At 34.5% G+C, this 14,126-nt stretch carries 13 protein-coding genes and 1 other annotated feature; all 13 genes read left to right on the top strand.

Annotated features, from left to right (window positions below):
* Positions 1 to 307 precede the first annotated feature (307 nt).
* The 13 genes from rsmG to msrA all read left to right on the top strand — a co-directional run bounded on the left by rsmG (position 308) and on the right by msrA (position 13,668).
* Complete coding sequence (gene rsmG / locus WBF61_RS06680; RefSeq protein ID WP_424255036.1) at positions 308 to 1,024, top strand: 16S rRNA (guanine(527)-N(7))-methyltransferase RsmG; 717 nt, start codon at positions 308 to 310, stop codon at positions 1,022 to 1,024.
* Between the two features lie 137 nt (positions 1,025 to 1,161).
* Positions 1,162 to 1,923, top strand: a complete 762-nt coding sequence (locus WBF61_RS06675) for a ParA family protein (RefSeq protein WP_424255035.1) — start codon at positions 1,162 to 1,164, stop codon at positions 1,921 to 1,923.
* The gene (locus WBF61_RS06670; protein ID WP_424255033.1) at positions 1,916 to 2,806 is read left to right on the top strand and encodes a ParB/RepB/Spo0J family partition protein; all 891 of its coding nucleotides are present in this window, start codon (positions 1,916 to 1,918) and stop codon (positions 2,804 to 2,806) included. Before WBF61_RS06675 ends, WBF61_RS06670 begins: the two co-directional genes overlap by 8 nt.
* Positions 2,807 to 2,832: 26 nt before the next feature.
* Complete coding sequence (locus WBF61_RS06665; protein WP_424255031.1) at positions 2,833 to 3,027, top strand: DUF951 domain-containing protein; 195 nt, start codon at positions 2,833 to 2,835, stop codon at positions 3,025 to 3,027.
* A 32-nt stretch (positions 3,028 to 3,059) separates the two neighbouring features.
* Positions 3,060 to 4,160 (top strand): redox-regulated ATPase YchF, encoded by a 1,101-nt coding sequence (gene ychF, locus WBF61_RS06660; protein WP_424255029.1) that lies wholly within the window; start codon positions 3,060 to 3,062, stop codon positions 4,158 to 4,160.
* A gap of 60 nt (positions 4,161 to 4,220) precedes the next feature.
* A complete protein-coding gene (locus WBF61_RS06655) occupies positions 4,221 to 4,898 on the top strand; it encodes a DUF1129 domain-containing protein (protein ID WP_424255027.1) in 678 nt (225 codons plus the stop codon).
* Positions 4,899 to 5,117: 219 nt separating this feature from the next.
* Complete coding sequence (gene guaB / locus WBF61_RS06650) at positions 5,118 to 6,599, top strand: IMP dehydrogenase (RefSeq protein WP_424255026.1); 1,482 nt, start codon at positions 5,118 to 5,120, stop codon at positions 6,597 to 6,599.
* Positions 6,600 to 6,752: 153 nt separating this feature from the next.
* Positions 6,753 to 7,442, top strand: a complete 690-nt coding sequence (locus WBF61_RS06645) for a response regulator transcription factor (protein WP_424255024.1) — start codon at positions 6,753 to 6,755, stop codon at positions 7,440 to 7,442.
* Positions 7,443 to 7,450: 8 nt separating this feature from the next.
* The gene (locus WBF61_RS06640; RefSeq protein ID WP_424255023.1) at positions 7,451 to 8,686 is read left to right on the top strand and encodes a sensor histidine kinase; all 1,236 of its coding nucleotides are present in this window, start codon (positions 7,451 to 7,453) and stop codon (positions 8,684 to 8,686) included.
* Positions 8,687 to 8,777: 91 nt separating this feature from the next.
* Positions 8,778 to 10,097 (top strand): serine hydrolase, encoded by a 1,320-nt coding sequence (locus tag WBF61_RS06635; RefSeq protein ID WP_424255021.1) that lies wholly within the window; start codon positions 8,778 to 8,780, stop codon positions 10,095 to 10,097.
* A gap of 182 nt (positions 10,098 to 10,279) precedes the next feature.
* Positions 10,280 to 10,519, top strand: a binding site (T-box leader).
* 65 nt (positions 10,520 to 10,584) lie between these two features.
* Positions 10,585 to 11,871 carry a serine--tRNA ligase gene (serS, locus tag WBF61_RS06630; RefSeq protein ID WP_424255020.1) on the top strand — a complete coding sequence of 429 codons (1,287 nt, stop codon included), beginning with the start codon at positions 10,585 to 10,587 and terminating at the stop codon, positions 11,869 to 11,871.
* A gap of 175 nt (positions 11,872 to 12,046) precedes the next feature.
* Positions 12,047 to 12,985 carry an NADP-dependent oxidoreductase gene (locus WBF61_RS06625; protein ID WP_424255018.1) on the top strand — a complete coding sequence of 313 codons (939 nt, stop codon included), beginning with the start codon at positions 12,047 to 12,049 and terminating at the stop codon, positions 12,983 to 12,985.
* Between the two features lie 143 nt (positions 12,986 to 13,128).
* Positions 13,129 to 13,668 (top strand): peptide-methionine (S)-S-oxide reductase MsrA, encoded by a 540-nt coding sequence (msrA, locus tag WBF61_RS06620; protein WP_424255017.1) that lies wholly within the window; start codon positions 13,129 to 13,131, stop codon positions 13,666 to 13,668.
* Positions 13,669 to 14,126: the final 458 nt, after the last annotated feature.

Below are 14,126 nucleotides of genomic sequence, written 5' to 3'. Positions count from 1 at the left end.
TTCTAATATTAGTATATCTAGCTACTTAATCTTATTTGTGTAGAGAATATCTTTATATTTTGATAACTTCTTTCTATATAAGAGGCTTGAATGACTGGTCATTTAAGTTGTTTCTAAAAATGAATAGGTTATTAATGGAAATTATATTATAAAAAAAATATAAGATTGAAATGGGTTATCTTTTTTTATACATAAAAAGGCAAAAAAAAGTAGATTAGGCATTGCACTTAGTTAAGATTTGTTATACAGTTATACAGATGAACCTGTGAAACAAATCAGTGTTTCACACTATCAAAGGAGTTGTCTTATGAATCCAGAAGAGTTTAAACTAGCCCTTCATAACAAAGGGATTGACGTTAACGAAGAACAAATGAAGCAGTTTGATAATTATTTGATTTTATTACAAGAGTGGAACGAAAAAATAAATTTGACAGCGATTACTGAAAGCGAAGAAGTTTATTTAAAACACTTTTATGATTCAATAACAGCTGGATTATATGTGGATTTTAATAAAGGGGTCCAAAGCTTATGTGACGTAGGTGCTGGTGCTGGGTTTCCGAGCATCCCCCTAAAAATTATTTTTCCAAATTTAAAAGTAACGATAGTTGATTCGTTAAATAAAAGAATCCAATTTTTAACTATTTTAGCAAAAACGTTACAGTTAGAAGATGTTCATTTCTATCATGATCGAGCTGAGTTATTTGGTCAAAATAAACAGTTTCGTGAATCATTTGATTTCGTAACGGCTAGAGCAGTAGCTCGAATGAGTGTCTTAGCCGAGTTATGTTTACCATTAGTAAAAAAAGATGGGGTTTTTATAGCTTTAAAAGCTAGCAGTAGCGATAATGAGATGAAAGATAGTAAAAAAGCGATTGCAACGCTTGGAGGGAAATTTAGAGAAGAGTTTATTTTTGAATTACCTAAAGAAGCTGGAGAACGACACATTTTATTGATTGATAAGAAAAAAATAACACCAAAAAAGTATCCTAGAAAACCAGGTACACCTAATAAAAGTCCTTTATAAAAAAAGTGAATAAAGAGCGAAAAATGATAGATCATTTTGAAAAAATGCGTAAGAGAAAGATGCGCACGTGTATTCTTTCTCTTTTTTATTTCTTTAAAAAATAAAAGACAGTCATGATCATAGATGGAGGGAAAAGAATGGCACGTATTATAGCAGTCGCAAATCAAAAAGGCGGAGTAGGTAAAACGACTACAACAGTCAACTTAGGTGCTTGTTTAGCTTATTCCGGTAAAAAAGTCTTATTGGTCGATATTGACGCTCAAGGAAATGCAACTAGTGGTCTAGGCGTTCGCAAAGTTGATGTAGAGAAAGATATTTATGATATTTTAGTAAATGAAACTCCGATAGAAGAAGTCGTACTGCCTTCTTCCAGAGAAAATTTGTGGGTCGTACCTGCAACAATTCAATTAGCGGGTGCAGAAATTGAGTTAACAAATCAAATGGCGCGAGAAACGAGATTAAAGCAAGCATTAGCGAAGATCACAAATGACTACGATTTTGTTTTGATAGATTGTCCACCCTCGTTGGGACATTTAACGATTAACGCATTTACGGCAAGTGATACAATCCTAATCCCTGTTCAATGTGAATACTATGCTCTTGAAGGACTAAGCCAGTTACTAAATACAGTACGTTTAGTGCAAAAACACTTTAATCCAGACTTAAAAATCGAAGGTGTTTTGTTAACGATGTTAGATGCAAGAACAAATTTAGGCTATGAGGTAGTCGATGAGGTTAAGAAATATTTTCGCGAGAAAGTATATAAAACGATTATTCCACGAAATATACGTTTGTCTGAAGCGCCAAGTCACGGTTTATCAATCATTGATTATGATCCACGCTCAAGAGGGGCAGAAGTCTATTTGGAGTTAGCAAAGGAAGTGTTAGCGAATGGTTAATAAAAATAGCAAAGGTTTGGGTAGAGGTATCGATGCTCTTTTTAGCGAGTATTCTGATTTAGACAAAATTGATGTTTCAAGTGAACGAGTTCAAGAAATTGAATTAGTTGATATCCGTCCGAATCCTTATCAACCTCGTAAAACATTTGATGAAGAAGCTCTTAACGAATTGGCTCGCTCAATTAAGCAATCAGGGGTATTCCAACCAATTATTTTACGCGAATCGACAATAAAAGGCTATGAAATCATTGCTGGGGAAAGACGTTTTAGAGCTTCCAAATTAGCTGGGAAGACGACAATACCAGCAATTATTCGTGAATTTGATGAAGAAAAAATGATGGAAGTCGCTGTTCTAGAAAATTTGCAAAGAGAAGACTTAACTTCACTTGAAGAAGCTGAAGCTTATGACATGTTGATGAAGAAGTTGAAATTGACACAAGAAGACGTAGCTGCGCGACTGGGAAAAAGTCGTCCATACATTGCCAATTATCTGAGGCTACTAGGGTTACCTGAAGTGGTAAAGCAAATGCTACAAGCTAATGATATTTCAATGGGCCAAGCGAGAACATTATTAGGTTTAAAAGATAAAAAACAAATTGTTAAGTTAGCTAAAAAAGTTATAAAAGAAAATCTAACCGTTCGTCAATTAGAACAATTGGTTACTAAAATGAATAATCCAAAGGAACAAGTCGAAAAAATAGAAAAAACAACTAAAAAACCTTATTATATTCGTGAAAGTGAAGAAAGACTAATGGATAAGTTTGGAACCTCAGTCATTATTCACGAAAAAGATAAAAAAGGAAAAATCGAAATAGAGTATCTTTCAACGGAAGATTTAACTCGTATTTTAGATGTTCTAGATATTCAATTTGATGAAGAATAGGTAAATTGAAACAGGAGTGTGAAAAAATGTACGATTTAAACGATATAGTTGAAATGAAAAAAGCTCATCCTTGTGGAGAGAACCGCTGGGAAATTATTAGAATGGGTATGGATATTCGTATTAAATGTTTAAAGTGTGGGCACATGGTGATGATGCCAAGAAGAGAATTTGAAAAAAAGATGAAAAAAGTGCTAGAACAAGCTGAGAAAAGTAAAGATTAAACTAAACTAATAAAAGAAAGAGTGAATTAGGAATGGCATTAACAGCAGGAATTGTAGGTTTACCAAACGTAGGAAAGTCAACACTTTTTAACGCGATAACAAAAGCAGGAGTAGAAGCAGCGAACTATCCATTTGCTACTATTGATCCTAACGTTGGAGTTGTTGAAGTACCTGACTATCGTTTAGATCGTTTAACAGAACTAGTTATACCTAAAAAAACAGTACCGACAACATTTGAGTTCACAGATATTGCGGGTATTGTAAAAGGTGCGAGTAAAGGAGAAGGGCTAGGAAATAAATTTTTAGCAAATATTCGTCAAGTAGATGCAATTTGTCATGTTGTCCGTTGTTTTGACAATGATAATATTATTCACGTGACGGGTAAAGTTGATCCTTTATCAGATATTGAAACAATAAATCTTGAATTGATTCTAGCTGATCTTGAATCCGTTGAAAAACGGTATACTCGAGTAGCTAAAATTGCTAGAACAAAAGATAAAGACGCTTTAGTAGAAGCAGCTATATTAGAAAAAATTATTGCGACACTAGAAAAAGGTGAATCTGCTCGCACAATCGATTTTAGTGAAGAAGAAGAAAAATATGTTCAACAATTGTTCTTGCTAACAACTAAGCCTGTTTTATATGTAGCGAACGTTGCTGAAGAAGAAGTAGCAAATGCAGATAATAATGAGTATGTAAAATTAGTTCGTGAATTTGCCGAAAATGAAAAATCAGAAGTGGTTGTTGTTTGTGCTCAAATTGAAGAAGAAATTGCTGAATTAGAAGATGATGAAAAAGAGATGTTCTTAGAAGATCTTGGGATTTCAGAATCAGGATTGGATAAACTAATCCGTACAACGTATTCATTGTTGGGACTAGCAACATACTTTACAGCAGGAGTTCAAGAAGTAAGAGCTTGGACATTTAAACAGGGGATGAAAGCTCCTCAAGCAGCCGGAGTTATTCATACAGATTTTGAGCGAGGATTCATTCGTGCTGAGACGGTTTCATTTGAAGATTTAAATAAATACGAAAACATGCAAGCTGCTAAGGAAGCTGGCCGTGTCAGATCAGAAGGAAAAGAGTATATTGTTCAAGATGGAGATGTTATGTTGTTCCGCTTTAATGTATAATAAAAGTGTTAATTGCTTCATTTAAGACAGCGTTTAAGATTTAATAAGGAGGCTTTTCGATTGGTAGTAGAAAATATAAATGAACAAGCAGCTACAAAAGAAGAAAATAAAGAGCTTTTTCAACAGCTGACTAAAAGAAATGATCAATACATGATGAGTTTGGATAAAGCCTTGATTGCGGCAAATATTTCTGAAGAAAAGCGCGTTGCTATTTACAATGAAATGTTGAAGAATTTAATTAAAGGTCAAAAATCTGGTCAAACGGCTCGTCAATTATATGGAACAGTAACAGAACGTACAAATGTACTATTGGCTTCACCAAAAGATACGGATACCGGCCGTTCTGAAGATTGGAAAATCATGTTAGATGGTGGTTTATTGATGGGTGCTATGTTTGCCTTAATTACTGGTTTATCTAGTTTTATAGGCAAAGGACAAGGATCTGAAATGGGCATAATAACCATGATTTTAAACTTTGTTCTCGGTGGTTTTGTGATTTTATTGATTTCCAAAAATATGCCTGGTAAAAATAAAAAAGGAAACACATTACGTTATATACTCGTATCAACAACTGGAATGTTAGGATGGATGTTTGTCATGACTGCCTCAATGGCTCTTCTTCCAAGTTCTATCAACATTTTGATGTCAGCAGGTGTCAATATTGCTATTGGGATAACAGCTTTTGCAGCTAAGATTTACTTTAAACGTAAATTAAATATTCATGGTGGCTTATTCTAAATAAAGAAGTTTTCAAACTCTTATAACGTTAAGAGTTTGAAAACTTTTTTCTATCTTTAGGACTTTAATAGACAGAACTAATTTTAAAAATAAAGATAACGCTTGATTTGATTGGATTTTAAAAAACTAGCCTTGACGGACTGCAGTATCTCTGTTATTTTTGTAAGTAAAATCTAAACCAAATTGTAAATAAAGAATGTAAAAGGAGTGTTTAACTAGATGTCAAATTGGGAAACGAAATTCGTAAAAAAAGGCTTCACGTTTGATGATGTATTATTGGTTCCTGCAGAAAGTCATGTTCTACCAAATGAGGTTGATTTGAGTATTCAATTAGCTAAAAATATCAAATTAAATGTTCCGATAATGAGTGCAAGTATGGATACCGTTACTGATTCAAATATGGCTATTGCAATGGCTCGTCAAGGTGGACTAGGTGTTATTCATAAAAATATGAGTTCCGAAGAACAAGCTGGCGAAGTTAGAAAAGTAAAGCGTTCTGAAAGTGGCGTTATTATTGATCCTTTCTTTTTGACTCCGACTGATTTACTTTCTGATGCAGAAAAATTAATGGGTCGTTACCGAATTAGTGGTGTTCCAATTGTAGATAATATGGAAGATCGTATTTTAGTAGGGATTTTAACCAACCGTGATTTACGTTTCGTGACGGACTATTCGATGCCAATTAATGATGTGATGACAAAAGACAATTTAGTAGTGGCTCCTAAAGGAACTTCTTTAAAAGAAGCAGAAGAAATTTTGCAAAAACATAAAATTGAAAAGTTACCGATTGTTGATGAAACAGGCCGTTTAAGTGGATTAATTACCATTAAAGACATTGAAAAGATTCTTGAATTTCCCAATGCGGCTAAAGATAGTCATGGACGTTTGTTAGTAGCAGCTGCTGTTGGTGTTACGACAGACACATTTGAACGTGCACAAGCTTTGATCGATGCAGGTGTAGATGCAATTATTGTAGATACTGCACATGGTCATAGTGCTGGCGTGATACGTAAAATAAAAGAAATTCGTGAAGCATTCCCTGATATTACATTAATTGCGGGAAATGTGGCTACAGGAGAAGCAACTCGAGCTTTATACGATGTAGGGGTTGATGTAGTTAAAGTGGGAATTGGTCCTGGATCTATTTGTACAACGCGTGTTGTTGCAGGAGTGGGAGTTCCCCAACTTACAGCTATTTATGATGCAGCCGAAGTTGCCAGAGAATATGGGCGTACGATTATTGCTGATGGTGGAATTAAATATTCTGGCGATATCGTTAAGGCATTAGCTGCCGGCGGTCATGCGGTTATGCTAGGAAGTATGTTGGCCGGAACAGATGAGTCTCCTGGTGAATTTGAAATTTTCCAAGGTCGTCGTTTCAAAACATATCGTGGGATGGGTAGTTTAGCTGCAATGGAACATGGTTCAAGTGATCGTTACTTTCAAAGTGGTGTGAATGAAGCAAATAAGATGGTTCCAGAAGGTATAGAAGGTCGTGTTGCTTATAAAGGTGGCGTATCAGATATTATTTTCCAAATGCTTGGAGGATTACGATCAGGAATGGGATATGTTGGAGCAGCAAACTTAAAACAACTTCGTGAAGATGCACAATTTGTGCAAATGAGTGGAGCCGGATTAAGAGAGTCTCATCCACACGATATCCAAATTACAAAAGAAGCACCAAACTACTCTATTCAATAATAGAGTGATAAGTTTCCTTTTTTGATTCTTATGTTTAGACATACTAAGTTAGCAACTGTTTTTTAAAACAGACTGCTAACTTAGTTTTTTTAATAAAAACTTTAGTAATTTCTGGTATGCTAGATAAAAATACGGCTAAAATGAGGTGGAAGTATGAAGATTTTAGTAGTCGATGATGATAAAGAAATTGTTGAACTGTTAAGTATTTATATTAAAAACGAAGGCTATACAGTTGAAAAGGCTTATAACGGTAAAGATGCGTTGACTAAGTTAGCAAACCAAAAGGATATTGATTTGATGGTGCTAGATGTCATGATGCCAACCATTGATGGAATTGAAGTGGTTAAAACAGTCCGGCAAGATTCACAGTTGCCTATTTTGATGTTAAGTGCTAAAACGACGGATATTGATAAGATTAAAGGGTTGATTTCTGGTGCAGACGATTATGTAGCAAAACCATTTAATCCATTAGAAGTGATGGCTCGAATCAAGTCACTTTTAAGAAGGAGTACGTATGCCACTGCTCAAGAAGGACTTGATAGTCTAGAAATTGGACCTTTAATAATTAGCAAAGAATCTCACGAAGTTTGGACACTAACAAATCAATCTATTCAACTTACGGCTTTAGAGTTTGGTATTTTATATTTACTAGCTAGTCATCCAAATCGTGTTTTTAGTGCAGATGAGATTTTTGAAAGAGTCTGGCAACAAGAGAGTTTGATTTCTGCTAAAACTGTAATGGTTCACGTTAGTCATTTACGTGACAAAATAGAAGAAGCTACAGGCGGAGAGAAAGTTATCCAAACCGTTTGGGGTGTAGGATATAAAATCGAGAATCGTTAATTAGAAAGATGGTTAATGTAAAGGAGTTGAGAAAAGGCTTGAAAATTACTAGAAAAGAAAAGAGTCAGTTAATTCTTGAAGGTCTAGTCACAATGGGAATGATCGGTCTATTATACTATGCGGTTTTTATTATTCTTAGCCGTATGGTATTAGCTTTTCCGGAAATTATCCGTTCTCTTTGGATATTTGGTGACGCGATTATTAGCATTCAGAGTAATCAAGTTATTTCTATCACTCCGTTCTTCGGGTTCATTCTTTTTATCATTGCGGTAATTGCTATCCATTGGCGTTTAAAAAGAAGATATAGACAAATGCAATTGCATCATATTATCAGCGAACTTCATTACATTGCAGAAGGTCATTATGAACACAGGATTGCAACAGATTTTAGTAGCGATATGAAGAAGGTTGTAGAGAGTATCCACGTGTTAGTGGATAGTACGGTTCAAGCAATGGAAGAAGAGCGAAGAATTGAACAATCTAAAGATGAACTCATTACGAATGTTAGCCATGATATTAGAACACCTTTAACGTCTATTATTGGTTATTTAGGATTGATAGAGCAAGGTAGTTATAAAGATGAAGAAGAATTACTAAAATATACGCATACTGCCTACAAAAAAGCCAAACAAATGAAAGTTTTAGTGGAAGATTTATTTGAATATACGCGTGTACGACAAACAACTACTCCTTTAACGTTAAGTGAATTTGATATGGTTCAGTTACTAGAACAGTTAGCAGCAGATTTTGAATTTGAATCTAAAAAGAAAAATATGCAAATTGAAGTAAATTCTAAACAAGATGTCATTATGATGGAAGCAGATACAGAAAAAGTTGTACGTGTTTTTAATAACTTAATTTCAAATGCATTAAATTATGGAGACGATGGACTGCAAGTTTCAATCGAGGTTGAGCAAGTTAGAAATGAAGTTATTATCTCCGTCAATAATGATGGTACGCCCATCCCGCCACAATCATTGAATCAATTATTTGATCGTTTTTATCGGGTGGAAGAATCTCGGTCTCAAGAAACAGGTGGGACGGGTTTAGGCTTAGCTATCGCGCAAAGTATTGTCGAGCTACATGGTGGTTATATTTACGCAAAGTCTGATGACAATTTAACTCAATTTATACTACATTTTCCGTTACATCCTAGTCAACAAAATACACAAATTGTTTCACGTGAATCAAAATTAGAGGATAAATTTAAAAACAAGCGTCAGATAATGAATAATGAAAAATAAGGTTGTTTTTTCCATTGTATTTCGCTAACATAGAAAAGTGAGTGGGAAATTCCATTTAAATCGTGAAACTTATTGAGGAGAATTTAACTAAATGAAAAAAACAATGAAATTTGGACTAATAACAGTGATAACATTAATGATGGGAGCTTTTTTACCGGTTACTAATCCAGTGTCAACAGTACATGCGGCTGGAGCTGCTCCAAAGATTGAGGCAAAAGCAGCTTTTATTCTTGAGCCTAGTACAGGTAAAGTTTTAATGAATCAAAATGGAGATGAGAAATTAGGAATCGCTTCGATGACTAAAATGATCTCAGAATATCTTATTTTTGAGGCAATTGAAAAAGGTGAGATTAAATGGGATCAAGCTGTTCCTATAAGTGATTATGCGCAACAGCTAAGCCAAGATAATTCATTATCTAACGTTCCTTTAAGACAGGATGAAACCTATACATTTAAAGAATTGTATCAAGCAATGGCAATCTATTCCGCAAATGCTGCTACTGTAGCTATGGCAGAATCTATTGCTGGAAGTGAACCAGAGTTTGTTGATAGGATGAAAGAAAAAGTAGAATCTTGGGGAATCAAAGATTACGAGCTTTATAATAGTACTGGTTTATCTAACGCAGATTTGAAAGGACATATGTATCCTGGTAGTAACGAAAAAAATGAAAATGCTATGTCGGCTCGTTCAATCGCGATTGTAGCACAGAATTTATTGGAATCTTATCCAGAAGTACTAGAGACAACTTCAATTCCTATGATGATTTTTAAAGAGGGAACGTCAGATTCTATCAAAATGGAAAACTGGAATTGGATGTTGAAAGGTTTTGTATCTGAACGTGAAAATGTTGATGGATTAAAGACAGGAACAACGGACTTCGCTGGAGCAACATTTACTGGGACTGCAGAAGAAAATGGGATGCGTATTATTACGGTAGTGATGAACGCTACTGATGGGCAGAAAGATTTACAAAAACGTTTTGTTGAAACGGATAAAATGATGGATTGGGCTTTTTCAAACTGGGAAAAAGTTGAAGTATACAAAGAAAATGATGGTTTAGAAGGTGTTAAGCCGTTAAAAGTGGAAAATGGTAAAACAGACAACGTGAAATTAGCAGTAGCATCAGATGTTTCGTTATTGGTACCTACTAACACAGATGTAAAAGATAAAGAAGCAACATTTACGGCTAAGAAAAAAATCTTAAACGATTCAAAACAAATTGAAGCGCCTATCAAAAAAGGTACAAACCTTGGGCAAGCTGAAATCTCAATAAAAAATGATGATTTAGGTTACATTGATGGTTCAAAAGGCGCTAAAGTAGATGTGATTGCTGCTAATGAAATAGAGAAAGCTAACATCTTTGTACTAGCTGGTCGTTGGATTAAGGTTTTTGTTTCTGATTTATTTTAATTAACGTTTAAATAGAACTAAGAAAGAACAAATTTCTTCTAAGGGAAATTTGTTCTTTTTTTTTAAAAGCAATTAGATATAGATCAACTAAATTCTAATATCTTGTTATTTTTTGGGAACGCTTAATTTCGTTGACTTAATAATAAAGTTTAGGTAAACTGTAGTCATATAATTAAATAGATCGAACGTTAGTAATACGAGATAGTAAAGTAAGTAAATACAACAAGAGAGTCAGTGGTTGGTGTAAACTGATGGTTTATTTATTTGAATCCGTCGTATGAAGTAAACAATGAAATCAACGTAAAAATTGACTAAATTGTTTCAGCTCCAGACTGTTATCTGAAGTAAAGTGTAGAAGTTAACTAAACTAGCTTCTAAATTTGGGTGGTACCGCGATTATTCAAGGCCATTTCGTCCCTATGTGTTATTTGGGATGGAGTGGTTTTTTTGTTTGATAAAAAAGATAATAAAAAAAGGAGAGAATGCAATGTTAGATACAAAAGAACTACGCAATGATTATGAAAATACAGCTAAGAAATTAAAAAATCGTGGAGTAAAAAAAGAGGTTTTAGATACATTTATTGCCTTAGATGAAAAAAGAAGAAAACTTTTGGTTGAAACAGAAAAATTAAAAAAATATCGTAACGAAGTTTCAGGAGCAATTGCTTCTTTAAAACGAAATAAAGAAGATGCGGATAGCAAAATTAAAGAAATGCGTGAAGTCGGCGATGAAATTAAGATGAAAGACGAGCAACTTGAAACTTTAGATTACCAAATCGAAGATATTGCTTCAGGACTACCAAACTTACCTCATGAATCAGTACCTGTCGGCGATGATGAAGCGGATAATTTGGAGGTAAGAAAATGGGGGACGCCAAAAACCTTTGATTACGAAGCTAAGTCTCATTGGGAAATTGCAGAACTCCTAGATATTGTTGATTTTGAACGTGGATCAAAAGTTGCGGGTAGTCGTTTTGTGTTTTATAAAGGGCTGGGAGCTAGATTAGAACGAGCGATTTATAATTTTATGTTGGATTTGCATACCGGAGAGCATGGCTACACAGAGATGATTACACCTATTTTAGTTAATGGTGATTCTATGTATGGAACGGGACAATTTCCAAAATTTAAAGAAGATGTGTTTCAAATTCAAGATAGAGATTTAACGCTGATACCAACAGCAGAGGTACCGTTAACAAATTACTATCGAAATGAAATTTTAAAAGAAGAACAACTACCAGCTTACTTTACTGCGTTGAGTCCTTCATTTAGGTCTGAAGCAGGAAGCGCTGGAAGAGATACTCGTGGATTGATACGATTACATCAATTTAATAAAGTTGAAATGGTTAAATTTAGTAAACCAGAGAATTCATATGATGAATTAGAGAAAATGACAAATAATGCTGAAGCAGTATTACAAAAGCTAGATCTTCCGTACCGTGTACTAGCCTTATGTACCGGAGATATGGGCTTTTCTGCAGCTAAGACGTATGATTTAGAAGTTTGGATTCCGGCACAACACGTTTACCGCGAAATTAGTTCTTGTTCAAATACTGAAGCATTTCAGGCTAGACGTGCAAAAATCCGTTATCGTAATGAAACTACAGAAAAATTAGAGTATGTCCATACATTAAATGGATCAGGATTAGCAGTAGGAAGAACATTTGCGGCTATTCTAGAAAATTACCAACAAGCAGATGGAACTGTTAAGATTCCGGATGTACTGATTCCTTACATGGGCGGAATTACTGAGATAAAAAAACAAAATAAATAGAATAGTGTTTGAAAAGGGTATCTTATTCACTAGGCGTTTAGTCTAGTGTGTAGAATACCTTTTTTTATATAAAGAAGTAAGTCAAATAACTAGCAATTAAAATTTTAATCATTTATTATATAAAAGAAACTAGCTAACAAAAAATAAGTATAATAGCGATATTGGAGGAAAAATGATGAAAGCAGTAGTAATTGAAAATTACGGCGGTAAAGACGTATTAAAGGAAGCGCAAGTTGACAATCCAAAGGCAAGTAAAAATCAAGTAGTTGTTGAAGTTAAAGCAACATCAATAAACCCGATTGACTGGAAATTACGTGAAGGATATTTACAACAAATGATGGATTGGCAATTTCCAATTATTTTAGGGTGGGATGTTGCTGGAGTTATTAGTGAAGTTGGAGATGGAGTAACAGAATGGAAGGTTGGAGATAAAGTTTTCGCTCGACCAGAAACAACTCGCTTTGGCACTTATGCTGAGTACACGATAGTAGACCAAGATTTACTTGCTAAGATTCCAGCGAATACTAGTTTTGAAGAAGCAGCAGCTGTTCCGCTTGCTGGCTTAACTGCTTGGCAAGGGTTGTTTGATCATGGAAAGTTAAAAAAAGGCGAGACGGTATTGATTCATGCTGGAGCAGGTGGAGTTGGTACTTATGCAATACAATTAGCTAAAACGATTGGTGCTAAAGTTATCACTACTGCAAGTAAGAAAAATCATAAATTATTAGCTGAATTAGGTGCAGACCAAATTATTGATTACAAAACGGAAGATTTTTCAGAAATTTTAAGTGGAGTAGATTTGGTACTTGATACCATGGGTGGAGCAGTACAAAATGATAGTTTTAAAGTCTTAAAACCCAAAACTGGTCGAATGATATCTATTGTAGGTCTTGCTGATGAGGAAGTTAGAAAGCAATATGATGTAGAGTTTGATAGTATTTGGTTAGATCCCAACGGCAAACAGTTAATGGAAATTGCAGACTTAATGGCTGAAGGAAAAGTTAAGTCAATTATCGGGGCTAAATTCCCGCTTACTGAAAAAGGAATTTATGATGCGCATGAATTAAGCGAAACACATCATGCTCTAGGTAAAATTGTTGTTGTTTCTGAATAAAATAAGATTATCTAAGGCATACACGAGTTAGTTGAGCTAAAAAACTTTAGTATTCCTAGCATTAATAGAAGAATAAAGTAATATCTTCTGCTAAATTATCGTGATACAATCTATCTAGCCTAGTATTAGAGGGGGAAATGAAGATGAGTGAACAAGAATTTCAAAAGGCAACTTTTGCCGGAGGATGTTTCTGGTGTATGGTTAAACCATTTGATACGCAACCCGGGATTGAGGCCGTTGTTTCAGGTTATACTGGTGGTCATACTGTGAATCCTACCTACCAAGAGGTGTGTAGCGATACGACTGGCCATACAGAAGCTGTTCAAATAACTTTCGATCCACAACTGATGAGTTATAAAGATTTGGTAGAAATTTACTGGAGACAGACAGATCCGACAGATGCAAGTGGACAGTTTGCAGATAAAGGTTCTTCTTATCGACCTGTTATTTTTTATCATAATAATGAACAAAAACAAATAGCAGAGTCTTCTAAGCTAAACCTACAAAACAGTGGACGCTTCAAAAAACCGATTGTGACAAGAATTGAACCAGCAGTAGTTTTCTATCCTGCTGAAACTTATCACCAAGATTTTTACAAAAAAAATCCAGCGCATTATTCTGGATACAGTAAAGGATCGGGTCGAGTTGGGTTTATTGAAAAGAAATGGAAAGATAAAAATTAAGTAATCGCCTAAGTAGAATTCTTCATTAATTTAAAATGAAGAATTCTTATTTTTTTAAAAACGAACAATGCTAAACGCAAAGGGATGATTAATCTTTTTTTAGCGTTAAAAACAGTATATATAAACATATTATTTGCTATTGTTTGCCTTTTTGGAATCAGCCGATTTATTTAAATGAAATCATTGACGAAGCTGTGTATAGCTGTTATATTAGTAGATGTCGTAGCGATACATCGCAACAACAAAAAAATTAATATTAAAAAGCTGTTGACAGGTTAGTCAACACATGATAATATTGATAAGTTGTCAAAACGACAACACAAACAAATTAGACCTTTGAAAACTGAACAAAGTAAAACAATAAACTGTGAACGGCGGTTCGACCAAGGGTCGAACCAAAAGAAACAAAGTGAAAGTAATTTCGCTAGCAAGTCATTTTAATGAGCTTCAAGCATCGT

The sequence above is a fragment of the Carnobacterium sp. genome (assembly GCF_049673005.1).
Lineage (GTDB): Bacteria > Bacillota > Bacilli > Lactobacillales > Carnobacteriaceae > Carnobacterium_A.
Note: the sequence above shows the minus strand (reverse complement) of the source record. Positions and strands in the feature narration are given on the sequence as shown.

Excerpts from the sequence above, each read along its gene's own strand:
- WBF61_RS06665 (WP_424255031.1), top strand. The coding sequence starts at position 2,833 with ATGTACGATTTAAACGATATAGTTGAAATGAAAAAAGCTCATCCTTGT.
- WBF61_RS06645 (WP_424255024.1), top strand. The coding sequence starts at position 6,753 with ATGAAGATTTTAGTAGTCGATGATGATAAAGAAATTGTTGAACTGTTA.
- WBF61_RS06635 (WP_424255021.1), top strand. The coding sequence starts at position 8,778 with ATGAAAAAAACAATGAAATTTGGACTAATAACAGTGATAACATTAATG.
- guaB (WP_424255026.1), top strand. The coding sequence starts at position 5,118 with ATGTCAAATTGGGAAACGAAATTCGTAAAAAAAGGCTTCACGTTTGAT.
- WBF61_RS06640 (WP_424255023.1), top strand. The coding sequence starts at position 7,451 with ATGGTTAATGTAAAGGAGTTGAGAAAAGGCTTGAAAATTACTAGAAAA.
- WBF61_RS06670 (WP_424255033.1), top strand. The coding sequence starts at position 1,916 with ATGGTTAATAAAAATAGCAAAGGTTTGGGTAGAGGTATCGATGCTCTT.
- msrA (WP_424255017.1), top strand. The coding sequence starts at position 13,129 with ATGAGTGAACAAGAATTTCAAAAGGCAACTTTTGCCGGAGGATGTTTC.
- WBF61_RS06625 (WP_424255018.1), top strand. The coding sequence starts at position 12,047 with ATGAAAGCAGTAGTAATTGAAAATTACGGCGGTAAAGACGTATTAAAG.
- ychF (WP_424255029.1), top strand. The coding sequence starts at position 3,060 with ATGGCATTAACAGCAGGAATTGTAGGTTTACCAAACGTAGGAAAGTCA.
- rsmG (WP_424255036.1), top strand. The coding sequence starts at position 308 with ATGAATCCAGAAGAGTTTAAACTAGCCCTTCATAACAAAGGGATTGAC.
- serS (WP_424255020.1), top strand. The coding sequence starts at position 10,585 with ATGTTAGATACAAAAGAACTACGCAATGATTATGAAAATACAGCTAAG.
- WBF61_RS06675 (WP_424255035.1), top strand. The coding sequence starts at position 1,162 with ATGGCACGTATTATAGCAGTCGCAAATCAAAAAGGCGGAGTAGGTAAA.